Annotated in this window: 26 protein-coding genes; 6 read left to right on the top strand and 20 right to left on the bottom strand. The window is 34.9% G+C overall.

The window, feature by feature from the left end; all coding sequences use genetic code 11:
* Positions 1–12: 12 nt before the first annotated feature.
* The 8 genes from ACQ76T_RS09305 to ACQ76T_RS09270 all read right to left on the bottom strand — a co-directional run bounded on the left by ACQ76T_RS09305 (position 13) and on the right by ACQ76T_RS09270 (position 6,720).
* A complete protein-coding gene (locus ACQ76T_RS09305; protein WP_431343029.1) occupies positions 13–1,002 on the bottom strand; it encodes a catalase family peroxidase in 990 nt (329 codons plus the stop codon).
* 52 nt (positions 1,003–1,054) lie between these two features.
* A complete protein-coding gene (locus ACQ76T_RS09300) occupies positions 1,055–1,693 on the bottom strand; it encodes a Crp/Fnr family transcriptional regulator (protein WP_431343028.1) in 639 nt (212 codons plus the stop codon).
* A 104-nt stretch (positions 1,694–1,797) separates the two neighbouring features.
* Positions 1,798–2,493 (bottom strand): RelA/SpoT domain-containing protein, encoded by a 696-nt coding sequence (locus ACQ76T_RS09295; protein ID WP_431343027.1) that lies wholly within the window; start codon positions 2,491–2,493, stop codon positions 1,798–1,800.
* Positions 2,494–2,498: 5 nt separating this feature from the next.
* Complete coding sequence (locus ACQ76T_RS09290) at positions 2,499–3,617, bottom strand: ParA family protein (protein ID WP_431343026.1); 1,119 nt, start codon at positions 3,615–3,617, stop codon at positions 2,499–2,501.
* An 88-nt stretch (positions 3,618–3,705) separates the two neighbouring features.
* Positions 3,706–3,963, bottom strand: a complete 258-nt coding sequence (locus ACQ76T_RS09285; protein WP_431343025.1) for a hypothetical protein — start codon at positions 3,961–3,963, stop codon at positions 3,706–3,708.
* Positions 3,964–3,971: 8 nt separating this feature from the next.
* The gene (locus tag ACQ76T_RS09280; protein ID WP_431343024.1) at positions 3,972–4,832 is read right to left on the bottom strand and encodes a hypothetical protein; all 861 of its coding nucleotides are present in this window, start codon (positions 4,830–4,832) and stop codon (positions 3,972–3,974) included.
* Between the two features lie 431 nt (positions 4,833–5,263).
* The gene (locus ACQ76T_RS09275) at positions 5,264–6,004 is read right to left on the bottom strand and encodes a YggS family pyridoxal phosphate-dependent enzyme (RefSeq protein WP_431343023.1); all 741 of its coding nucleotides are present in this window, start codon (positions 6,002–6,004) and stop codon (positions 5,264–5,266) included.
* Positions 6,001–6,720 carry an AAA family ATPase gene (locus tag ACQ76T_RS09270; RefSeq protein WP_431343022.1) on the bottom strand — a complete coding sequence of 240 codons (720 nt, stop codon included), beginning with the start codon at positions 6,718–6,720 and terminating at the stop codon, positions 6,001–6,003. Before ACQ76T_RS09270 ends, ACQ76T_RS09275 begins: the two co-directional genes overlap by 4 nt.
* 1,116 nt (positions 6,721–7,836) lie before the next feature.
* On the opposite strand from ACQ76T_RS09270, the gene ACQ76T_RS09265 reads away from it, so the two are divergent.
* A complete protein-coding gene (locus ACQ76T_RS09265; RefSeq protein ID WP_431343021.1) occupies positions 7,837–8,172 on the top strand; it encodes a DMT family transporter in 336 nt (111 codons plus the stop codon).
* 18 nt (positions 8,173–8,190) lie between these two features.
* On the opposite strand, the gene ACQ76T_RS09260 is transcribed toward ACQ76T_RS09265, so the two are convergent.
* From ACQ76T_RS09260 to ACQ76T_RS09250, 3 genes are all read right to left on the bottom strand, one after another.
* Positions 8,191–8,847 carry a glycosyltransferase family 32 protein gene (locus ACQ76T_RS09260; RefSeq protein WP_431343020.1) on the bottom strand — a complete coding sequence of 219 codons (657 nt, stop codon included), beginning with the start codon at positions 8,845–8,847 and terminating at the stop codon, positions 8,191–8,193.
* Positions 8,848–9,157: 310 nt separating this feature from the next.
* Positions 9,158–10,129, bottom strand: a complete 972-nt coding sequence (locus ACQ76T_RS09255; RefSeq protein ID WP_431343019.1) for a DUF6268 family outer membrane beta-barrel protein — start codon at positions 10,127–10,129, stop codon at positions 9,158–9,160.
* Positions 10,130–10,134: 5 nt separating this feature from the next.
* Positions 10,135–10,563 carry a hypothetical protein gene (locus tag ACQ76T_RS09250; RefSeq protein ID WP_431343018.1) on the bottom strand — a complete coding sequence of 143 codons (429 nt, stop codon included), beginning with the start codon at positions 10,561–10,563 and terminating at the stop codon, positions 10,135–10,137.
* A 192-nt stretch (positions 10,564–10,755) separates the two neighbouring features.
* Here ACQ76T_RS09250 and ACQ76T_RS09245 point away from each other — a divergent pair, with 192 nt between their 5' ends.
* Complete coding sequence (locus ACQ76T_RS09245; RefSeq protein WP_431343017.1) at positions 10,756–11,832, top strand: sensor histidine kinase; 1,077 nt, start codon at positions 10,756–10,758, stop codon at positions 11,830–11,832.
* A complete protein-coding gene (locus ACQ76T_RS09240; protein WP_431343016.1) occupies positions 11,829–12,551 on the top strand; it encodes a LytR/AlgR family response regulator transcription factor in 723 nt (240 codons plus the stop codon). The genes ACQ76T_RS09245 and ACQ76T_RS09240 overlap by 4 nt, the downstream gene beginning before the upstream one ends.
* A 19-nt stretch (positions 12,552–12,570) precedes the next feature.
* Here ACQ76T_RS09240 and ACQ76T_RS09235 read toward each other — a convergent pair whose 3' ends face one another.
* Together ACQ76T_RS09235 and ACQ76T_RS09230 are read right to left on the bottom strand one after the other, a co-directional pair.
* Complete coding sequence (locus ACQ76T_RS09235) at positions 12,571–13,281, bottom strand: endonuclease (protein WP_431343015.1); 711 nt, start codon at positions 13,279–13,281, stop codon at positions 12,571–12,573.
* A 79-nt stretch (positions 13,282–13,360) separates the two neighbouring features.
* Complete coding sequence (locus ACQ76T_RS09230) at positions 13,361–13,990, bottom strand: class I SAM-dependent methyltransferase (protein WP_431343014.1); 630 nt, start codon at positions 13,988–13,990, stop codon at positions 13,361–13,363.
* 201 nt (positions 13,991–14,191) lie between these two features.
* On the opposite strand from ACQ76T_RS09230, the gene ACQ76T_RS09225 reads away from it, so the two are divergent.
* Entirely contained in the window at positions 14,192–15,547 is a 1,356-nt protein-coding gene (locus ACQ76T_RS09225) for a deoxyguanosinetriphosphate triphosphohydrolase (RefSeq protein ID WP_431343729.1), read from the top strand.
* A gap of 7 nt (positions 15,548–15,554) precedes the next feature.
* Here ACQ76T_RS09225 and ACQ76T_RS09220 read toward each other — a convergent pair whose 3' ends face one another.
* From ACQ76T_RS09220 to ACQ76T_RS09195, 6 genes are all read right to left on the bottom strand, one after another.
* A complete protein-coding gene (locus tag ACQ76T_RS09220) occupies positions 15,555–16,628 on the bottom strand; it encodes an NAD(P)H-dependent flavin oxidoreductase (RefSeq protein ID WP_431343013.1) in 1,074 nt (357 codons plus the stop codon).
* Between the two features lie 29 nt (positions 16,629–16,657).
* Positions 16,658–17,110 carry a nuclear transport factor 2 family protein gene (locus ACQ76T_RS09215; RefSeq protein WP_431343012.1) on the bottom strand — a complete coding sequence of 151 codons (453 nt, stop codon included), beginning with the start codon at positions 17,108–17,110 and terminating at the stop codon, positions 16,658–16,660.
* A complete protein-coding gene (locus ACQ76T_RS09210) occupies positions 17,107–17,841 on the bottom strand; it encodes an SDR family NAD(P)-dependent oxidoreductase (RefSeq protein WP_431343011.1) in 735 nt (244 codons plus the stop codon). Before ACQ76T_RS09210 ends, ACQ76T_RS09215 begins: the two co-directional genes overlap by 4 nt.
* A 7-nt stretch (positions 17,842–17,848) precedes the next feature.
* Positions 17,849–18,067 carry a tautomerase family protein gene (locus ACQ76T_RS09205; protein WP_431343010.1) on the bottom strand — a complete coding sequence of 73 codons (219 nt, stop codon included), beginning with the start codon at positions 18,065–18,067 and terminating at the stop codon, positions 17,849–17,851.
* A gap of 37 nt (positions 18,068–18,104) precedes the next feature.
* A complete protein-coding gene (locus tag ACQ76T_RS09200; protein WP_431343009.1) occupies positions 18,105–18,638 on the bottom strand; it encodes a YceI family protein in 534 nt (177 codons plus the stop codon).
* A 96-nt stretch (positions 18,639–18,734) separates the two neighbouring features.
* On the bottom strand, positions 18,735–19,358 hold the full coding sequence (locus ACQ76T_RS09195; RefSeq protein ID WP_431343008.1) for a Crp/Fnr family transcriptional regulator: 624 nt from the start codon (positions 19,356–19,358) through the stop codon (positions 18,735–18,737).
* A 144-nt stretch (positions 19,359–19,502) separates the two neighbouring features.
* On the opposite strand from ACQ76T_RS09195, the gene ACQ76T_RS09190 reads away from it, so the two are divergent.
* A complete protein-coding gene (locus ACQ76T_RS09190; RefSeq protein ID WP_431343007.1) occupies positions 19,503–20,441 on the top strand; it encodes an SPFH domain-containing protein in 939 nt (312 codons plus the stop codon).
* Between the two features lie 61 nt (positions 20,442–20,502).
* Here ACQ76T_RS09190 and ACQ76T_RS09185 read toward each other — a convergent pair whose 3' ends face one another.
* Positions 20,503–21,117 carry a DUF4377 domain-containing protein gene (locus tag ACQ76T_RS09185; protein WP_431343006.1) on the bottom strand — a complete coding sequence of 205 codons (615 nt, stop codon included), beginning with the start codon at positions 21,115–21,117 and terminating at the stop codon, positions 20,503–20,505.
* Between the two features lie 147 nt (positions 21,118–21,264).
* On the opposite strand from ACQ76T_RS09185, the gene ACQ76T_RS09180 reads away from it, so the two are divergent.
* Positions 21,265–23,286, top strand: a complete 2,022-nt coding sequence (locus ACQ76T_RS09180) for a hypothetical protein (RefSeq protein WP_431343005.1) — start codon at positions 21,265–21,267, stop codon at positions 23,284–23,286.
* The last annotated feature ends 41 nt before the right edge of the window (positions 23,287–23,327 follow it).

The raw sequence follows: 23,327 nt of genomic DNA, 5'->3' as shown, positions 1-23,327 counted from the left end.
TTTATTGATAGTTTATTGACGTTCTTTTACAGAGATCGGATAGGCTTTTGAACGATCTTCAAGCATTGGATCAGCAATTTCAATGCCTTCCGTGATATGATTAGGAATAAAAGAAAGCTTTTTGTCTCCTTCTAAAGTATTATCACCCAATATTTTGAGGGTAATTGTTCCCAAAAGAACCCTTTTTCTGCTGTCGCTCCACGCAATGGACGGATTGCTGATATCATCACCTCCTTCAGCAATTTGTGCATATAATTTGAATTGAACAGGCTTTACGGCAATATGTTTTTTAATTTCTTCCGATAAATAATCAGAGCTCGATTTCGACAATTCCTCTTTCGTCAAAAAGTGCTCACCCTCCACAGGGATAAACTGATACCTTATAAATGTTGTTTTCTCCTTCTTATTGGTAAACTTAAAAGAATTTACACCATAATAAGATAAGTTTGCAAAGCTTGTACTGGCGGGTTTTTGTGAAGTTAAAAACGTTTTTGCAATAGGATGCGTTACAAAAAATTGCTCCAAAACAGTTGGATGGGCAGCATCAGGTCCGCTTGACGAAATGGCTTGTAATAATTGTCTGAATTCATCCGTTGTGGCTACCGGAAAACCATTATAGCTATGGGCTACGATGTCGGTATCTTGTCCGTTTCCTATATTGAATTTAATAGCCAGTCCTCTTGGATTTGATAAAGGATTGGTATCGGAAATACTTGGAATTCCAGTGAAATCTGAAAAACGAACCGTAACAGGGGTAGATTTATTTTGGAAATGAATAGCTTTGGTGATTTTCTTAGCTTCAGGCCCCGGCGTAAATATTCCCTGTAAAATAATTCCTTTTGCGTGTACAGCTCTTGCATTGTCATGTTTTCCAAAAGTACTGTGTAGCGCATCTACCATTTGTTGTGGAGTAGAAGTTGTTTGAGCCTGCATTTCTGTGGCTGTTGAAATAGTGGCTGCAAAAACAAGCGTTTTGATGTTTATACTTAAGTACTGATTCATATTTGTTTATTTTATGCCACAAAAGTAGAAGTGAATGTTTTTGATATGAGTATCAAAAGTCACTGATCAATAACTTTATTTTTCTATGATTCTGTACTACTTTTTTATCCAGCTCAATTTTTTTAATCAGTCTTGAAATGACTTCTCTTGTTGTACCCAAATCGTCAGCAATGCTTTGATGAGATATGGCAAGTTCATGAGTGTTGGAAACCTTTGCTTTCGTTTGTAAATAACTCCAAAGTCTTTCTTCAAGTTTATAGCAGACGATCTGTTTGGTGGTATGAAGCAAATCATTATAATGTTTCTGAAATTCATTGATGATAAGGTTGTTGAATGACGGATAGCGGATGAGCCATTCTTTGGCTTTATCAATAGGAATAAGGAGAATCGTTGATTTTCCCTCCGAAATAGCCGAAAAATCAATAGGATTTTGATTGAAAAGGTGTACAAAGCTAAAAATACAGGAAGAACCCTGCCGAATAAAATACAGCAAAAACTGCATACCGTCTTCTTCACTGTACGCTTTTACATTGCCTTCTAAAACAATAGGGAGATAACGGATCAATTGTCCCTGTTTTACGATAAAATCATTGTTGGGGAATTCTTTTATTATTCCGAAATTTTCAATCTCCGAGATAAGTTCTTTGCCAAAATCAGGCAGACATTTTTCAAGAATATTGGTGTTGTTCATAGATGAGAGTACATTTTATAATGTTGAATATAGAAAATCCCTCTCAATATTGAGAGGGATTTTTACTTTTAATACTTTATAAACTTAAAATATTATTTTAAGTACTAAATAGTTGACTCAATTTTTTTTTCTAAGAACTCAGTATGACTTCTGAATATTGAGTCAGCTAGTCTAGTACCTGTAGAAACTAACTTTGATAAAACACGTAGTTGTTCTTTACAAGCAATACTTTTTGTTTCACATGGATAATTTATTGTATGATCAATTTCACCCCATATCTCTTCAAATAAGGTGCGAATTTGTATTTCACAACAAACAACAGCGTTTGGATTATTAGGTTTTACAAGATAGTGAATACTTGTATAAAAAGTATCTCTTAATTCAGTTGCAATACCTAATTGATCATAAAATTTGATTGATTCTGGATCCCATGTTAATGCTTTAGGACTCTCTACTAATAGCCAATCACCATTAGATATCTTTTCTTGTATTGCGTTATTGATTTCTACAAACTGTTCTTGATAGAGATGTAAAACCCTAACTCCTATGAAATCTGTTATTTCTTCAAATAAATTGCCTTTATTAATTTGTTTACCTTTTTCTAGCTTTCTGTAAAGTTTTGCTTCCAAATGATCGGGATCCTTGAACCTTGATTTTATTGAATGAATTATTGGAAAAGGCTTTTTATTTAGTAATCTATGTTTTTCAAAAAAAGCTAACACACTTGGTAGGAATTGTTCGAATTCAAATAATTTTTCTTTGTAAAGTTGAATAGCTTCTGTTATATGTTCGTTTTCCACATGTGTTAATTTAGATCTTTTACTCTTTCTAATAAGGACTGTGCGAAAGAAATATATTTGTCTTTTGTTTCGCGATATCGTCCATAGCTTCCATGATTTATTGGCTCTATTTCTTTTTCAATTAATATTTCAGGATTATCTCTGCGTAATTTGGAGTAAGCTTCAGGTACTTCCCAAATAGGGCAATTTAAACTTTGAGCAACAGAAGGATATGTGTTATGCGAGTGTATAACTGAACTATCTCCTATAGGGGTATAAAGCTGTTCTTCTGTAAGATGTATTCTATTAGGCTCTTTTATATATTCTTCTATGATTTTAGGAATTTTTTCAACATATGAATAATGAGCTTGTGCTAGATTGTATTTATTTTTACCTCCAGAATATTTAGTGGCTTTATATATTGTAAAACCTAAAAATTGCACAAAATTTTGAGGGAACTTGCTTCTTTTATCTGATGAGATCAAATTATATATTGTGTCAAATTCTTTTTTCCAAAGTTCAAGGGAACTGCCAATATTTCTAATACCATAGAGACTAAACATATCTGGTTGTGCAGGTATAAAGAAGCCATCTACAGTTGAAATAATCGTTTTGTTTAAAATGCCAAGGCTAGGGGATGTATCTATTATTATAAAATCATAATTATTTTTGGCAGCATATAAATTACATAATTCTCGAATTTTAGTAATCGTTCGTATTGATAAATTATCACCTTGATAAGCTCCATTCCATCTTTCAGCTAATTTATTTTCATACTTGTGAATTGACAATCTACCAGGTATTAAATCAAGATTTGAATTAAGTGTAACGGTTGGAGGCAAAATATCAAAATCACTTAAACCATCTTCTGTTGGTTTTAATAAAAAGTGAATACTTCTAGGTTTTTCTAGTATCGTCTGATTTTCTCTAAAAGCTTTTTCAAAATCATCAATAAATGGATCTTCTTCTTCCCATATTTTATGTAAGTCTTCAGTTTCAATACCACATATTGTTAAATTACATTGAGGATCTAAATCAATCATTAGTGTTTTTTTACCCAAAGCACTTAATGCAAATCCTAAATGATATCCTAGGGTGGACTTTCCTACACCTCCTTTGTTATTGAATAGTGAAATTATTTTCATTTTTAATATTAACTGTTTTTTAAAATAATAGTGTAAAAATCATAATTATATCTGATTATTTATTACGGGAAACCATATTTTTTAATTATTATATCGGGAAATTATAAGAAAGCCATATCATAAAGCCAATTGTGCTTACTAGAGAAATTAGAGAGCCATAAAAAAGACCAAACCCCAAACTTTTGAAGTGTGAAAGCTTTTCAGATTTTAAAAAATAAAGCAAAGCACCTACCAGAAGGCAGGCTATAAAAATCCCAATAATAATTTCAAAACCGTCTAACAGTTGTAAAGAAACAATTAGTGAGAACTGTATTGCAATCGTGATGATAAGAAAGATATATTTCATGGGTGTTATTATTTGAATAAATGATATTTCTCGGTATAATTTTCCTTTTCCTTAAAATGTCCTGTTTTTTTATCATAAAGAAAAATATATTCTACAGGAATTTTTTTGAAAGGATGATCAACGGAATAATTGACTTCTTTACCGTTAATCGTTTCTGCATCATACCAGTCTCCCTGCGGTGTTAATCCCTGAATCAGGACTATTTTTCCTGAAAATGCAAAGTCGTTGAATCCATCATTATTGAAGTCTTTAACGGTTAATTTTAACTCGTTAGGCTCGTAAATTTTACTGTCTTCATGAGCATCGTAAGTTCTCAGATCATAATCGTAATAGCCTTCGTAGACATTCTCCAAAGTATCTGCTGTTACTTTATAGATATCATGTCCGCCATTACCTTGTCCTGTAACAATAGTTGCCAGTAAAAAAGGGTTTTCTTTAGGGAAAATAGAAACAAATTCATAGCGTTGAGCTTCTAATGTTTTGACAAGCTTTCCTTCCTTTGTCAATATAAGCTGATATTTCCATGGATATTCCGCTGTAGAGCCAGCTTTCCAATCGTATTCGATAAAATAATAATCCTGGTTAGAACCATTTATTTTAACCTTTTTAAAAGCTGTAATTTTCTCGCCTTCCTGCTGAACCGGGCTTTCAGAAATCTTAAGATCAAACGCGCCTCTAAGATTGGTAATAAACTTTGCTGAATCTTTAATTTCGGGGTAATCGGAAAGATACTCGAACTTTATGGGGGTCTTAAATTTTGAATTCCTTTTGTCTGTGTATTGTATTGCGTTTTCTTTTTCAGTCTCTTGCTTCTGAATACAGCTACAAGAAAGTAAGGGTGCAAGTAGTAATGTGAGTATATTTTTCATGGAATGGTATACGGTAAAAGTTTTTTGAAATGTATTATATTTTTATGAATTTCCCATGAATTGTATCCGTAAATTCATGAAATTAAGTATAGAAATAAAGAAACTATAGTATACAATACAAAACCATCTCTCGGTTTGAAAGATGGCTCTTGAAATATTGTATTGTTTTTCTTTATCTTCTCTTATAGCTGTAAGCAATCAGAATGGCTACACCCATAGTAAGTACAGTAATCATTGAAATAGTTTCAATGGAGATTCCACTTTTCATCTGTGTGTTTTCTTTTTCACAAGAATAAAAGAATAATACTGTCAATAATAGACAGCCGAAGAGTAATTTTTTAATCATAAATGCATTTGTTTGGTTTCTAGTGATTTATAATCAAAAATTATACCGATTTATTAACCGGTATAGGCTGTAATAGGCTCTTTTCTTATTCCCCGGTTTTTGTTTCGTCCCAATAATAAATATCGGGAAGAGTTCTTGCTCCAAAGACAGCGGTTCCTAAACGTATAATAGTGGCTCCTTCTTCAATTGCTATTTCCATATCTCCACTCATTCCCATAGAAAGCTCTTTCATTTCTACATTAGGAATATCTCTTCGAATAATTTCCTCCTGTAGGTTTTTCAAGATTTTAAAGCAGGTTCTTACTTTTTCTGTTTCGGCACTGAAAAGCCCAATAGTCATCAATCCTTTTATTTTTAAGGTAGAAAATTCAGCGATTTTTGTGATAAGTTCAATAGCGTTTTCGGGATTTACTCCAAATTTGCTTTCTTCATTGGACGTGTTTACCTGAATGAGTACCTCAATGGTTTTGTTTTCAGCGAAAAGCTTTTGATGGAGTTTTTCAGCCAGATCAAAACGATCCAAAGATTGTACGCAGGTAACGTCATATTTCAGAATATCTTTGATTTTGTTGGTCTGAAGATGTCCTATAAAGTGATTGTCGTGAGGAATTGCCTTTAGGGCTTCATATTTTTCTTTTAATTCCTGTACTTTATTTTCTGCAATCAGGGTGTATCCTTTTTCCAAAGCAATTTGAATACGTTCTGCAGAAACGGTTTTGGTTGCCAAAAGCAATTGAACTTCATCAGGATTTCTTCCCACTTTTTTACAGGCATTGACTATTCGGAGGTTGATGTTTTCAAGGTTTTGCAGAATGTCTTCTTTCATGACCGGATAGGTTTTTGGGTTTCCAGTTTATTAATTAAAGCTGCTTTAACTGCTGTAAGAGCGTAATCTTTAGCCTCGGCAAAAGAAATAGAGTATTTGCGCTCAATAGTTCTCATATCTTCGGGAAACCTGCTCAAAAGCTGATCATAATAGGTATTCAGAAATTTGTCGGAGGGCATTTCGTAGTTGATTTTTAACTGGAAACGTCTTAATAAGGCTGTATCAATGATTTCAGGATGATTGGTCGCACAAAGTAAAAGGGCATTTTCGGGATAGTAATCAATCAACTGAATCAGGGTATTCACCAGTCTTCTCATTTCTCCTACATCTTTATCATCACTGCCCCTGGCTTTTCCAATCTGGTCGAGTTCATCAAGAAAAAGAACAGATCTTTCCCTGCCGGCTTTGTCAAATATCATTTTAATATTTTGAGAAGTTTCTCCAATTCGGGATGAAACAATATTGCTCAGATTCAGAATAATAATGTTTTTTCCCAAAGCGTTGGCGATAGCTTTTGCGGTCATTGTTTTTCCGCACCCAGAGCTTCCCTGCAGCAGAATTTTATTGTTTACCGGAAGTCCGTATTCCTGAAGTTCTTTGATATAAGTGTGTTCTTTGATGAGCTGTACAAGCTGCGCTCTGTTGTTGTTATCAAGAAATACCTCATTTAAGGTTACCTCTTCTTTATCTTGAATAATAAGATTGTACAAATTCATAATGATAATTCATAATTTGAATACTGCAAAGATAAAGCTTTATTGAATGTTGTATCACATCCTGAATGAGAATAAAAAGGTAGTCCAGAAGGCCGATTTGAGAAGAGTAGTTGTAAAAATAAAACAAAAAATAAAGCCCGACTGGAGCCCGGCTTTATTCATTTGGATATTAAATTTGTTATGAAACTAAGATTTTTCTGTTTATGTTTTTAGGCCCTTTTACCACAATGAGTAAAAGAGCAACTGATCTTCAGTTTAAAAAAACATAAAACAATATAATGAGTATAGCTATTTCTATAAACTTATGTTATTTTATTATTAGTTTCTTTCTCTTCTTGCTGTCATGAAATATGAAGTAAACACTACTAAACATGTTGCGATACCGATATAAGTTACCATTTTGTATTATTTTTAATTATTTGACTTTTTTTTATCAATCTTTCAATTGCAATATTACTGCTTTCAAATCACGTGCCAAAACAAAACATTATGATGTATATCAGTGTATTACGGTGTGTTTTGTTCATTTATTTGTGAATTTTTGTTTACAATAAATTAATACATTATTGAGAATTTATTAATACATTTTTTGTTCTGTGTGTAAAATAATGTGAAAACGATAACCTTTTAAAGACTTCTATAGTGGACTTGATAAAACAAAAAATAAATAATGTGACGCATAACACCTCCCTGAAGTGTGTTTTTTGAATGAAAAATTTTAGCGTAAAACTGCTTTTTTATGTTAACTAAATTTATTTTTGATGAATTTTGATTAACAAAATTTTTTCTTATCAAGTGTCAGATTTCATGACAATGGGAATTATGATATGTGGCAAAACGCAAAAAAATGACACAATTGTCCGATGAGTACCTCTACTTCAATTTGTGATGGCATGTTTTAATTTGCTATAAATGAGTTTATTGTGTATGGGGTTGTTTTTGATTTGTAGGTGTGCTCCTTTACAGCTTTATTAAAAAATAAATTATATATCTCTCTATAAAGGGATAAATATTTATGTGCTGCTGTTTTTTTTACGTGTTTATTTCGTGTACTTTATGGATGTGATCCTAGGAATGGCAGAATGCTTTTCTTATTTTTGTGTAAAGAATAAGGGTATGGGACGCAGTTATATTTTTCTTGCTTTAGCAATTGTATTTGAGATTATTGCCACTACTTTTCTAAAGAAATCGGAAGAATTCTCAAAGTTGTGGCCGTCTGTTGTAACTGTCATAGGCTATGCCTGCGCCTTTTATTTTCTAAGTATTACACTCCGCCATATTCCCGTTGGGGTTACCTATGCAATATGGTCTGGTGTAGGAATTATTTTCATCACCATTATCGGAGTCGTAGCTTTTAAACAGATTCCTGACCTACCTGCAATTATTGGAATTGCATTAATTGTTATCGGAGTGATTGTTATTAATCTGTTCTCAAAGATGGGTGGGCATTAGATAGAAGTCGGTTTCCTGTTAAATAATAATATCCTGACTTACCTGCAGCTGCTTCCAATGTTCAGATCTGTTTTTGTACAGGAAAAACTTACCAAGTTTATATTTGAATTTCAAATAGCCACGGAATTCAATACCGTCGAATAAAGTAAAAGGAATACTTGGATTTTCCTGCAAAGATTGTTTGATACCTTTGCTGAAAACTGTTGGGCCTGTTGTAGCATGTACATTATTCGGATAACGGTGATTTTCTATATTGTCAATCATCAATTCTAAGGTTTTCTTCAAAAAAGGATGATTCCTGTTGAAAATAAGTCCCCACTGTACATAAAGACCTTCATGCCTCTCTGCGCTGATGACAGCTTCATCACTTTCTCTGATCAGTTCCCTGAAGGGTTTTGTAATACTGCTGTCTATATCCAGATATATGCCTCCTTTTTTATACAGAACCGCATATCTGAAAAAATCAGCTTTTGCTGCTCCAATGGTGAGTTTGTGATAACTTTCAATATATTCAGGAGGGAATTCTTCCGTTATGAACTTTTCGATGTCGTGATCATCGTAGAAAAAATAGCTGTATTCAGGATTCTTCCTTTTCATATTCCAAATGTGATATCGGGTAATCAATGGAAGTTTTTTCGTTTTGAAAGTCTGAAATATTTGTTTGGGTACAGCCATATTCTATATTATTATGTATATTATTCTATGTGGAATATCTACTATTGTTTAGGATATAATATCTGTTCTCCTTTTTAGGAAAAGAAGAATTATCTATAAATGTTTGAAAATTCACACATAGATGATACTTTGATTTGTTTTTTTAGAAATAGTTAAAGAGTAAGGTTGAAAATTTTAATTTTTTTTTAATTCCGATGTTGGTAGGATCCGGTTTTAAATTCAGATATTACGAAATTAATAAGTTTAATGAGTTTGTTATCAGTTTTTTAACGGTGATAATAACTGAAATAATAGGGAGGTACGGCAGAAATTATCGGGTTCTTCGTTTTTCAAATGGATTGTATGAAATCCCCAAATTGAAGTAAAAAGAAGGTTTATAATTAGCTTTCCATATATAATCATTAAAGGAATCCTGCTTATTGAATGCTCTTGCATTGAGGTTATTTCTAAGCCCGGTTTTAAAAGTTCCTATAAAGTTCCCTCCGAGATTGTGCTCATAGATCGCTCCCGAATGAAGGGCTACCTGTCGAAATTCGTAAGTATTGTTATTTCGGTAGGTGTAGAAGGAGGTGTTATCCATTTCTGTACCCAGCGATATTCTGCCGTTGGAAAAAATATCTTTCCTGATCAATACCTTTTTAGGCAAAAGGAGATCCAATACCCAGCCATTGTTGAAACGGTTTTCATAGGTGAAAACAGGAAGGATGGGAATTTGTGTGCTGGGATCAATAATTCCTGCAACGCCCAGGCTCATTTTGGTTTTTGGAGTGGCTTTCAAAATTAAAGAAGCGATTACCATTCCTCTTACTCTTTCAAAATGTTGATCGCTTCCATCAGTAGAAACGGTGGCTGTATAAATAGCTGTTTTGTTCCACAGTTTTGAAAAATAGCTCAAATTCAAAGATTCCGAATGATAATGAAAATTTTCTTCAGTTTCTATACCCGGCAATACAGGCGCATCATTTTTTACGGACGTAAAGCGATAGTTCAGCGTAGTGCTCAAAAGCCAGTTTCTCTTTTTAATAAAGAAGATGTTGGCATCAGCTTTTACCTGCTGAAGTGTTTTTACTTTGTTGTTCGGCTGATCTTTTCCCTGAAACTGCGAAGAAAAAGAAGATGGCGTAATAAAGGTATATTCAAGATTAAAGTTTCTTGCCTGTGGAGTTTTATCTGCAAAAAAGGCACGGACCTTCAGTGGAATACTGTCCCTTTTCTGAGCATAAGCAATGTTTTTAAAAGGAAGTATTGCCAGTGGGAGAAGAGCTCTTCTCAATGTTTTCATGGTATTTATTTTAAGGGATGGATAACGGATTGGAAAAAGTTGAAGGAAAAAATTCTTTCATAAAAAATATCAAGACTGTTCTCGATAATTGCATCGGTATAGCTGTTTGTATTCGGGACAAATGTTTCCTCTACAAAAACGAACCACAGCTCTGAAAGGTTGTGCTTTCTTTTGAATTCTTCAGAAGCATTGCTGTTCGGTACAGAAGCATATTTAAGATCGCAGAAAAGAATACCTTTTTTATGGCCGTCGTGTTCTACAATATTAATTGGATGATGGAGGTAACCTAAGATCTTTATTTCCGGATCGAAGCATTCTACAAAATGATGCAAATCAATAAGCTGTATTACCTTTTCTTCCTGTTGGGCCTCCGTCATAAAGAAACATTCTAATGAGATCTCCTGTGTCAATTCGTGAAAAGCTGTTAATTCCATATGCGTTTTTTTAAACACTACAAAGGAATACAGAAAATCATTGTACAGATTTGTTTTTATACGAAACGGCCTGTATTTTATACGAAATCCGCGAGCTTTGCAATTAGTATAATAAAATGCAGGTTTTGTATAATAAACTAGCCTTAATTGCCGTTATTGACTATTTTTGTGAATGATATAAGCCTGATATTTATGAAATACAACCCCTGGAAAGTGAAAGAAGAATTGATGATGGGCTTTCTTATAGAAGACCGTTACAGAATGTACAGGCATCTGCTGTTTCTTGTTTTCTTTTTCCTTTTGATATACAGTGCAAGGTTCTGGCATTGGTACACCGGGATATATCAGTACTATGTCCTTTTATTTGTGTACAGTACATTAATCGGGATGGTTTATATTAATATTTATGTGTTGGTGCCACGGTTTTTCTTTAAAGCACGATACATTACTTATCTTATCCTTCTTATACTGATGGGAATTGTAGGTCTTAATTTTATAGGCACATGTTTTAAGTTTTTCTTTGATGATTTCAGGGTTGAAACCATTCGCCGGAACAGTGAAAGAGGAGGAATCTACGAAGGTGTTTTGATGTGTATTCCTATTATTATGACAACTACTACCGTTAAGCTTTTACAGAAATGGATCAGTGATAACAAGAGAATCAATGAGCTCAGCAATCTTACCTTAAATATGGAGCTCAATGCGCTGAGAAACCAGATCAATCCTCATTTTCTTTTCAATATGCTGAATAATGTGAAAGCACTCATCAGAACAGATCCTGCCAAAGCTTCTGTGGTGATCGTTAAGCTTTCAGAATTTCTGAGATATCAACTTTATGAAAACAGTGAAGAAAGAACTTTACTGACTTCGGAAATTGATTTTTTATCCAATTTTTTAAACCTCGAAAAAATAAGAAGGGACCATTTTTCTTTTGAAATCCTTACAGAAGTAGATCGAATAACGATCAACAGTACCTTTATTTCCCCCAATTTGTTTACGACTTTTGTTGAAAATGCCGTTAAACACAGTATTGATATCAGTGGAAAAGAATCTTATGTGAGAATAAAAATCAATATTGAGAATAAAGAACTTCATTTTGAATGTGTAAATTCAAAAAACGCTGATCATTTTGTGACGGATAAAAAAAACAGCGGACTTGGACTTGCCAATATTACCAGAAGACTGGAACTTCTCTATAATGATACCTTTGCACTGAATATAGAATCCAAAGACCAGGAGTATATTGTAAACTTAAAAATTCCCGTATGAACTGTATTGTAGTTGATGATGAACCTCTGGCAAGAGCAGAAATGCGCTCCCTGATTACAGAAACATCCAAGATTGACATTCTGGGTGAATTCTCCAACGCTCCTTCAGCATTGGATTTCCTAAAAGATAATGATGTAGATTTGATTTTTCTGGATATTGAAATGCCGCTTGTTACCGGCCTTGAGTTTGCCGAAATGCTGCCCAAAGGATCTCTGATTATCTTTACCACGGCTTACTCTCAATATGCATTGAAAAGCTATGAGCTGGAAGCAGTTGATTATCTCCTGAAACCTATAGATACTGAACGATTGCAGAAAGCTATAGATAAAGCTATTTTATATACAGAACTTCTGTCTAAAGAGACCGTGAAAAATACGGTAGAGTCGAATACAGCAGACTTTTTATTTATTAAGGCAGAAAGACGTTTTTATAAAATAAGTTTTTCAGAGATTAAATTTATAGAAGGATTGAAAGATTATGTCGTTATTCATACCCGACAGCAAAAGCTTATTACAGCGATGAATCTGAAAACCATTCATCAGAAAATCTCCGGAGAAAACTTTATAAGAGTAAGTAAATCATACGTTGTTAATATGAATTATATTGATTCATTTGATAACCATAACATCTATGTCGAAGACGCCGAAATCCCTCTTGGAGAAGTATACAAAGCCGATTTTTTTACAAAATTTGCAGGCGGTCTTCTGAATCCTGAATAAACACCAATTTGTACGTACTTTAATAAAGCTTCTGATCTTTTTCACAAAAGAAGCTTCTTCTTTTCCCCGCACCGGTTTGCTTTTTGATCAGTTTTTGACCACAAACCGGACACGTCGATCTGGTATGTACCAGCCAGTGTTTTTTTAATACAAACTCTCTTTTCCATTTCAGAAAATCAAAACTGTAATTTCTGGCTTCCTCAATAAGTTTTTTTATTTTTCCGGGAGGAAGATGGCCTAGAGGACTTTCAGGCTGTACACCAATTCTGAAAAGAACTTCGTTTTTAATGATATTTCCTACGCCCGAAAATATATCCTGATTCATTAAAGCATCACAAACCATCATTGTAGGGTTCGCTTTCAGCTTTTCTTTTGCCTTTTCAGGATTCCAGGAATCACTCATGATATCGGCCTCCCAGTCAATGTAAGAAAGATACTCCAGGTCAACACTTTTTACAGAACACGTATAAAAATAAATGCTTCCCGAAGAGAAAAACAAAGCGAGACGTAAACTTTTATCAGGCTTAGTCTGTTCATCGATACTATAAGAACCAAACATTAACAGATGAATTCGGATCACCTGCTTTCCGAAAGTGCGGATCTCGAGTAAAATCTGTCCTACAAAAGAATCCTTTTCAAACTGAGCATTACCGGAGATTTCTGTAACCTGCTGACCGGTGAATGGCAGCAGACTTTCTTTCATTAATATAATGGATGGACCTTCTGGCATAACTTTTTTGGAATAAAAGTTCAAATAATATTCCATTCCTATGAAAACCCGAGGGTTAATACTGAAAAAGTAAATCTGATCAGAAAGGTTTCTGTCCTGTAAATCGGATTACAGAACCTGTTCCATTGTGAAACAGTCCTTCATGAAGCTCGATTTCCTTCTCCGTAAGCTCAACAATCGTATAATCCGGAAAATCAGCTTTTATTTCCTCAATAGAGAACAATGATCCAATATCTTTTGGACCGCCAACTTTTTCATTTTTAGCAATATAATCAAGATGCTTTTTACTGAAAGCTTCAAAAATAATGTACCCCCCTTTCTTCAGATACTTTTCAAGCATTTTATGCAGTGAAGACTTTATCTCGGCTGGAAAATGTGCATAGATAAGAGCAATAGCATCAAACTGTTCCTTCTGATAACCCAGCGTAGAAAGTTCTCCCACCTGATAATCAACAGTTACGCCATTCTGCCCAGCAAGCTGAAGTGCTTTCTTCTGCCCATTGGAACTGATATCAAAAGCATGAACATTCCATCCTTTCGTAGCTGCGAAAACCGCATTACGCCCTTCACCTTCGGCAGGAAATAATATTTTACCAGGATCGAGTTGAGCCAATTGTTCTTTCAGGTAATGATTAGGTTCAGTTCCATAGGCAAACTCTTCGTTGCCATATCTTTCATCCCATCGGTGAAGCCATGTATTGTCTTTCATGATAAAAAATAATTTTAATTTGAATAAAGAATTAAAGAAGATTCTCCGGTTGTATTAGTTGTTTCAAAAGTAAGCTATTTTCCATGGCAATTCTAGGTCTTAAAGCTTTTACTATAATAGATTTTTTGTATGAAATATCTCTCTAATAAAAATCTAAATACTATTCCGTACAATTAAAATTTGGAGTAATTTTGAAAAATGATGAATTTAAACCAGATTTTCACCAATCAACGTACAGGGAACAATCCACATACCAAAGTTTCACGAACTGATTTTCAGAGAGATTTCGACAGAATTATCTTCTCTTCTGCATTCAGAAGACTACAGAATAAGACTCAGGTTTTTCCTCTTCCGGGAAGTGTATTTGTTCACAACAGGCTTACACATTCTCTGGAAGTATCCTCTGTGGGGAGAAGCTTAGGAAGTATTATTGGTGAATTTATTGCTGATGATTTTAAAAACGAACTTACAGAAGACTCCAAAAACTTCTACTTATATAATTTAGGAAATGTAATTGCTGCAGCATGTTTGTGTCATGATGTAGGAAATCCTGCTTTCGGACATTCGGGAGAAGATGCCATCGCAAGCTACTTTGAAAGAAATGAAAAGGATCTGAAATCCAAATTCAATGAAAAGGAATGGGCAGATCTGGTGAACTTTGAAGGGAATGCCAACGCCATCAGAGTGTTGGCTCAGCAGCAGCAGGGAAAAGATGCCGGAGGAATTCAGTTGACCTTTTCAACACTGGCCAGTATTGCCAAATATCCATGTGAAGCTGTTGCCAAGAAAAAAGGAATTATTCACAGAAAAAAATTCGGATTTTTCCAGAATGAAAAAGATATTTTCCTTGAAATTGCCAAAGGAACGCAACTGATTTCAGAATGTGAGGAACCTCATATTTTCAAAAGACATCCTTTTGTATGGTTGGTAGAAGCGGCAGATGATATCTGTTATAATATAATCGATATGGAAGATGCCCACAGATTGGGTATCGTTTCCACGGCAGACTGTAAAAATTTATTTTTTGAGCTGGTAAAATCTGAAACAGACGATGTTAAAAGAATTGAGACCAAGTTAAGTTCTATTTCCAATGAAAATGAACAGATTTCGTATTTAAGAGCAAAAGTAATCAATGCATTAATCAATAAATCCATTGAAATGTATAAACACAACTTTGAAACAATTCTTGAAGGAAATCTGGATAACGGTTTATTGGATATTTATAAAAAAGAAAATAAAGCGTTACAGGATATCAATAGTTTTTCTGTGGAAAAAATCTACAATCATAAAGCGGTGGTAGAAATTGAAAATGCCGGCTATAACGTAATGTATGAGTTGTTGGATCATTTTATTCCTTCCATTCTGAAACCTGAAGACGAAAGGAAGTCCTATGACAAAAAAGCTTTGAAATTACTTCCAAAGCAATTCGTTTACGATAACGGAACCGATTATCAGAAAGTTCTGGGTATCATAGATTTTGTTTCAGGAATGACGGATAATTACGCTACTGATCTGTATAGAAAAATTAAAGGAATAGAAATCGGTATGACCGTGTAAATTTTCCTTATCTTAATAATTCAGAGGCCTCTTCAATTAGTGATTTCATTAGTGTAGAGGCTTTTTTATATTGTATAATAGGTGCAATTTGTCCGGACCAGAAGAAAACAAAATCATTCTTCTGTTGTTCTAAAGCTGCTTTTCGGAGCGCTCCCATGAAATAAGTCTGTAAAGGAAACGGCAGTGTCTGGTCAGTAGCAGTCAATACCTCTCTGGTTATCTGAGTTGTTATTCCGCGTCCTAATCTTCCGGTGTAAGCTCTGCTCAGAGTCGTAGATCTGGCGACATCAGAAAATAAGAAATCCTTGTGTATCTGTAAAGCTCCCGATTCTTCTGTAGCGAGAAATGCCGTTCCGATTTGTACTGCTTCAGCTCCTAAAGTGAAGGCAGCTGCAATACCACGTCCGTTCGCAATACCGCCAGCCGCAATCACAGGAACTTTTACTTTTTCCCTGGTCAGCTGGATTAAAGCAAAGGTACCTGTAGTTGAAAGTTCTGCCTGATCCAGAAACGATGGACGATGACCGCCACTTTCAAATCCAGAGGCAACGATAGCATCTACGCCTGTTTTTTCTAAAGCAATCGCTTCATCAAGCGTGGTTGCATTTCCCAGCACAACAATTCCTTTCTGATGAAGATCTTCAATAATATTTTCGCTCAACAGTCCAAACATGAAACTGAAGACTTTCGGTTTACAATCAAAAACGACCTGCAACTGATTTTGAAATCTTGATTCAAAAGAGGGTGGAGGACCTGGAATTTCAGTATTTAAAAGGTCAAAATAAGGTTTGAAAGCAGTAACTGCTTTTTGATATTGTTTTTTTGTGTGTTTTTCATCAATAATATCATGATCGTTAACCCAAAGATTAAGATTGTACGGTTTATCCGTTTTGAGAAGAATCTCTTTATGAGTGTCATAAATTTCCTGAGGAGAGAGAGTGTAAGCTCCAAATCCGCCCAAGCCACCGAGATTACTTACCGTTGAGGTTAGTTGAACCGTAGAAAGACCACCTCCAAAAGGACCTTGCAGAATAGGATATTCAATATTCAATAATTTTGTAATTCTGTTTTTATTCCACATAATGGGTTGATTTTTAAGTGAAAAGAGAACTAAGGCTGTACGTTGGTTAATGTTTTATTGACGATAAGCCACTTTCCGTCTATATGATTGAAAGTTATGAAATTATAATAATTAAAATCATACATTTTTACATTCAGTTTGGCTATAGCAATACTGTTAATGACCTCAATTGAAATAATAGTGGCTTTAAAATCTTTTCCTGATTTTTCAGGGCTTACCCGGTTTCCGACGCCTTCAATATACTGTTGAGAGGTTTTAAAATAAGGAGCTCCGTTGATGTCACCGAAAAGTAAAGCTCCTTTATAAAATGCTTTTGAAAGAAGCTCGGTATTTCCTACATAAATTCCTTTGAAATAATACTGCTCTATGACGTTTCTTATTTCCGTTTCCGGACTTGGATTGGTTTTCATATCTTTTATATTTTGTGCATGGCCGCTCAACGGAAAGCTGAGCAGCCATGCTATAATTAATGATAGTTTCATGATAAATGGTGACCTGCACCCATTCCTCCGTCCACATTGATGATGGCACCGGAAATTAATGAATTTTTGGCAATAGAATAAATCATTTGTGCCACTTCTTCAGCTTCACCAATACGATTAATCAGGTGAATTCCCGCATTGTTGTCAATATCTGCACCATGCATCGGAGTTCTGATTAATCCGGGAGCAACAGTGTTTACCCTGATGTTGTCTTTTCCAAACTCAGCAGCCAGCTGCAACGTTAAAGCATGAATAGCCCCTTTGCTCGAAATAGGAGCAGTAGAAGGAGATTGGGCAATCGCATGATATACCAATGGTGTCCCAATATTGATAACCACTCCATTTCTTTGTTGAATCATTTGCGGAATCACCGCTTGTGTCGTGAAATATGTTCCTTTTAAATTGGTACTTAAAAATCGGTCCAGATACTCTTCAGTAACTTCCAGGAACGGTTTGTTTTCAAAAATACCTGCATTATTGATAAGGACGTCAATAGATCCGAATCTTTCTAGAGCTTTTTGAGCCAGCGCTTCTCCTGTTGCTTTGTCTGAAACATTTCCGGCAACCATCGCCAGATTTTCTCCTGCGCCTAATTCCTGGTATACTTCCTCTAATTTGGACGCTGTTTGTGAATTAATAATGACATTATCACCTCTGTCTAAGAAATAACGTGCAGTTTCCAGACCTATACCTGATGAGGCTCCTGTTATAATTACGGTTTGTTTTTCCATTGCTGATTTATTTTTTTTCTGTTGAAAATCCCTGTTCTTTTAATACCGAAACCTGTTCTCCGGCATATCCCCAGTTGTCATCTTCAATTTCGTTGATGACAATATGGGTTAAATGAGGATCTTTATTCAAAACTGAGGCAACAGCCTCACTGATTTTTTTGATTAATTCCTGTTTGATTTCGCGGGTAAGATCTTCGCGAAGTACATCTACTTTTATGAATGGCATGATGGTAAATTTTAAGATTATTACTAATTGAATTGTATTAATGAGTTTCCGCAACAAGACGAATTGTTAAGTCGAAGTTGTTGTAGATCAAAGTGTCACCAAGATTGGTGAAGAAGTTGGATGATCTGAATCTGATATTGAATTTCGTTCTGTCGATTACAATCTTTGTTTCTATAACAGCACCGTTGTTGATTGTTACGATGTGTAAATTTGTATCAATAGAATGAGTGATCCCTTTTACCGTAAGATTTCCGGTTACATAGTAATGATTATGATCACCCGGTTCTGCATGAGTGATTTCAAAACTTGCATCAGGAAACTGTTCAGAATTAAAGAAATCATCAGAAGCCAGATGGTTGGCAAACTGTGTGTTGGTTTCAGGATCTTCAATATCAAGAATTTTGATAGATCTCGTATCAATAACAAACTTTCCTGAAGTAAGCTGATGGTTTTCTAATGTAAAATTTCCTTCTTTTACATCAATTGTTCCGTTATGAGCACCGGTTACTTTTCTTCCGATCCAGTTGATCGTACTGTTCTCATTGTTGACTTTAAAATTTTTTGTGTCCATTTTTTATGGTTTTAAATGATGACACAAAGTTCAGCCGAATCAAAGAGAATGTTATGTGATGTACCTCACGAAAATCGAAAGTCTAAAAGAAAAAAGTTATTGGTGAAGTCTGCTCAAAGTTTCCCTGGTGACACCAAGATAGGACGCGATAAGATGCTTGGGAACGAGATTATATAGCTGAGGATACATCGCCAGAAGCTCTTCATAACGGAATTTGGCATCATTATTCATAAAAGAAAGCAGACGTTTCTGAGCAGCAACATATCCTTTATTGGTTCTCCATCTGAAAAAATGTTCAACTTCGTGAATTTCATTGCAAAGCTTTTCTCTGTTTTCATTGGAGATCGAAAGAATATTGGCTTTTGTAATGCAGTCTACATGAATGGTAGCCCTGGTTTTATTATAAAGTGCATCAAAATCTGTCACCCACCAAGTTGGCATGGCAAACTGCAGAATAAACATTTTCATATTGTCATTCAGGTAAAATGCTTTCAGGCATCCTTCTGTAACGAAATATTCATGATCCACAAAATCTCCTTCAGCGATCAGGCTCTGGCCTTTTTTTAAGGTAATTAAATCAAAATGCCCAAAAACATAGTCAAACTGTTCATCGGTAAGAGATGTAAATTTCGAGATATGTTCTTTTAATATTTCTTTAGAATTGATCATGATGTAAAATGAATATTCAAAAGTAGGATTTTTCGGAATAGTTTTAACCAAAAATAAGGTTGCTATTTATCTTCTTACTGTATTTTTATCTGATCTTCTGATACTTAATTTATTTTTATTATATTTAATGAAACACTGTACAAGATGTTTTTTAACAAAAGAGAAATTATTGCGACTTATTAAAAAAATCAAACCATGAGTATTTATTTAGCGCCCATTATTTTCTTTGGGCTAATCATTTTATTCGCGTCTTTTTTTGTGGTAAAGCAGGAAACTGCGGCCATTATAGAGCGTTTTGGGAAGCTTCAGGCTGTAAAGCATTCTGGGCTTCATCTTAAATTGCCAATCATTGATCAGATTGCTAAAAGACTGAATCTCAGAATTCAGCAGCTGGATGTGATTATTGATACAAAAACGTTAGACAATGTTTTTATCAGAATGAAAGTTTCTGTTCAGTATCAGGTTATTAGAAATCAGGTGGCGGATGCTTATTATCGTTTGGAAAATCCTGAAAATCAAATTACTTCATTTGTTTTTGATGTGGTAAGAGCGGAAGTTCCAAAATTGAAACTGGATGATGTTTTTGTAAGAAAAGATGATGTGGCTATTGCGGTAAAGAGTGAACTTCAGGAAGCTATGAACAGCTACGGATATGATATTATCAAAGCCCTGGTTACTGATATTGATCCGGATGAACAGGTAAAACACGCTATGAACAGAATCAACGCTGCAGAAAGAGAAAAAACAGCTGCAGAATACGAGTCTGAAGCACAGAGAATCAGGATTGTAGCGGTGGCAAAAGCTGAAGCTGAATCTAAAAAGCTACAGGGGCAGGGGATTGCAGACCAGAGAAGAGAAATTGCAAAAGGTCTTGAAGAATCTGTGAGAATGCTGAATAATGTAGATATCAATTCGCATGAGGCATCTGCTCTTATTGTGGTGACCCAGCATTATGATACATTACATTCGGTGGGAGCAAGTAACAGAAGTAATCTGGTATTATTGCCTAACTCGCCCACAGCAGCCAGCGGAATGCTGAATGATCTTGTCGTTGCGATGACAACAGCCAATACTGTAGGAGAAACGACTAAAGGTAAATATCCGGATCCTCCGAAAAAAGAAGGCGGTATATAAAAAGAAACCTTGCCGATATTATTGATAAAAAACTCCCGAAAAGATTCGGGAGTTTTTTTTATTATTTTTTCGTTTTAGAAACCTGTTCAATTAAAGTATATTGTATTGAAGAAGCATCTGCAGGTGGATTGGCAATTTTTTCTGTTTTTACTTTCAAAACATATTCATACCCGGGTTCGTACGTGAATCCTTCAATAGTGCTGTAGAAATTGGTCCAGTTTTCAGAAGCTTTTTCTTTAGCCTGCATACATTTCATACGTCCGGCTCCGGCAGAGCAGTCAACGGTTTGAGCTCCAATGATAAGTGTTTTTTCATTAGATGCTGTCATTTCTTTTTTCGTTTTGGAAACCTGCTTTACCAAAGTGTATTTTATTGAAGAACCGTCAGCCGGTGGATTAGCGATTTTTTCTGTTTTTACCTTTAAGACATATTCGTACCCTGGCTCGTAGGTAAAGCCTTCAATATTGGTGTACAAGTTGGTCCAGCTTCCTGAGGGATTTTCTTTTACCTGCAGACATTTCATTGGAGCTACTCCTGTACAGTCTGCAGTTTGTGGTCCCACGATGAATGTTTTTTCATCAGCTGCGGATACTCCTGAAGTGGTTGTACATTGTGTCATTGCGAATAATGCTAATGCAGGAGCGGTCCCTTTTAGAATTGTTGCTAAAATTTTCATAAACTTGATTTTAGGCCTTACCTCGCAATTACTGTGCCGAAATTTTTCATCAATTGTCGCAGTTCTTCTATTGTATTTTACTTTTTTAATTGTTTAATTTGAAGTTTTTAATGATTATAACCAAAACACAAAATTCGTATAACAAATATGGAAAATCAAATGCAAGTTGAAAATTACAGGATTCAAAAACCTGAAATATGGGCAGGAAATATCGGAGATCAGGAAATTATCAATCTCATCAAAGACTCCGAATTTGCCAGAAAGCAAACCGACGAAGGTCGCGACTACTGCTATTTTTTAGATAAAAAGTACTACACCAGCAATACCGAAAACAGTGAATATGCCTGTATGGCTTATACATTGAATGAGCCGGGAAACCTTGAGCGGGCTTCTGTTTCTGATGTGGTGGTGGAAGAAAATGAAGTCTATCAGATCCACAGAATAAGTGTAATGAGAGATGGTGTTCTTATCGATAAGATTCCGGACACAAAAATAAAGGTGCTGGATAGCGAAAACCAAAGCAGTGGAGGAGTTTTAAGCAGCAATAAAAAGATTAATATTACCATCAAAGACTTGAGGTTGTATGATGTGCTTATTTTGGAAGATTCTAGAGTGAAGGTTTTTACAGACCGTGATTTCCTGAGAAAAGAATTTTCAAAGTACGTTTGGGTAAGTCCTGACAATTATTGGGCTTATGGGAGTTTTAAATTTACATTTATCAACGAACGTGAGCAGAAAATCGCTTATAAGAAAACGTTTTTCAGAGATGAGAAAGGGGATGTTCTGGAACCAGAAATAAGTTACTTAAATAGAGGAGAGCGGTTTGTGATTGAAGAGAAAAACTATATCAACCCTGTAGATTCTGGGCGCGAAATATTTCCTTATATCGACTTTGCCACAGAAAGCAATTGGAAAGACCTTTCCAACTATATTGTTCCTATTTATGATGAAATTTTTAAAGGAGCCTCGTTACGGGATTTTGCTCCCCATCTTGTTGAGCAGCTGAATGCAATTACTCATTTGGATGAAAAACTTCAGTTTGCGATTGAGTATGTTCAAAACCATATTTATTACATCTTCAATGCCGATGAAATGAATGGTCATAAACCTCAGGCACCCGCCATTACCTATGAAAACAAACAGGGTGACTGTAAGGCAAAATCCGTTTTACTGAAGGTGATTCTTGATTATATCGGGGTAGACGCTTCGGTAGTACTCGTTAATTTCAGTACAGATTATTATATTAAGTATTATCTGCCTTCTTTGTTAAGCTTTAACCATGTGGTGGTAAAGATTCATTATAAAGAGCAGGAATACTTTATTGATGCAACCATTCGTGATGAATTTGGGCTGATCGAAAATAGAGGTTTTATTTATTTTATGCATTATCTGGAAGTGAAAGCTGATCAGGAACTTCAGGTGAGAAAGCCACATCGCTTTAGTTATTTCTGTGTAGATGAAAAAGTAGATTTCAATGTGCAGGGCAATACCGGAAAACTGAATCTGGTTACCACCTATAAAGGAAACAGAGCCAATGCCATGAGAAGGTATTTTAAAAGCACCAATAAAAGAGAAATTATAGACAGCTGGAACAGTTTTCTTTTTTATGCTTTAAATTATTCTAACGACCGCAATGGTACGGATGTACGAAATGTATTCAAAGACGCATCCATAGATGTAGTAAGTGATGATAAAAGGCTGAATGAGGTGAAGATTCAATACACCGCGATTATTGATAATCCTTACTATACCGATGCACAGAAGAACCGTTTTCTTATGTATTTCGACAGAAATGTTGTGAAGGCAAACGCCCGCGATTTTATGCATAAAGATCTTCCTTTCTGGCATAATTTAGACAGCGAAAAGTACGAAATCAATCTTTATACAGATCAGAAAATAGACAGCGAAGAAAAGTATACCCTTCAGGAAAGTACCATTAGCAATCCTTATTTTGATTATAAAAGCAGAAAGAAAATTACCAAAAACGGAGCCAGCGTTTATATTGAACACAGCCCATTGGTAAACATGGAAATTCCACAATCAGAATTTGAACAATTTAGAACAGATCATCATACGGTGGCAGATAGTAATTTCGGACTGGGAGTCGATATTATAGAGCCAGGACTCATGAATATGCTTAAGTTTAGTTTTAAGAAAAAGTTTAAATAGAGTATATGCATACTAAGACTTGGAGTTTCGGCGGGTGGCAA

Source organism: Chryseobacterium sp. JK1 (genome assembly GCF_050632815.1).
Lineage (GTDB): Bacteria > Bacteroidota > Bacteroidia > Flavobacteriales > Weeksellaceae > Chryseobacterium.
Note: the sequence above shows the minus strand (reverse complement) of the source record. Positions and strands in the feature narration are given on the sequence as shown.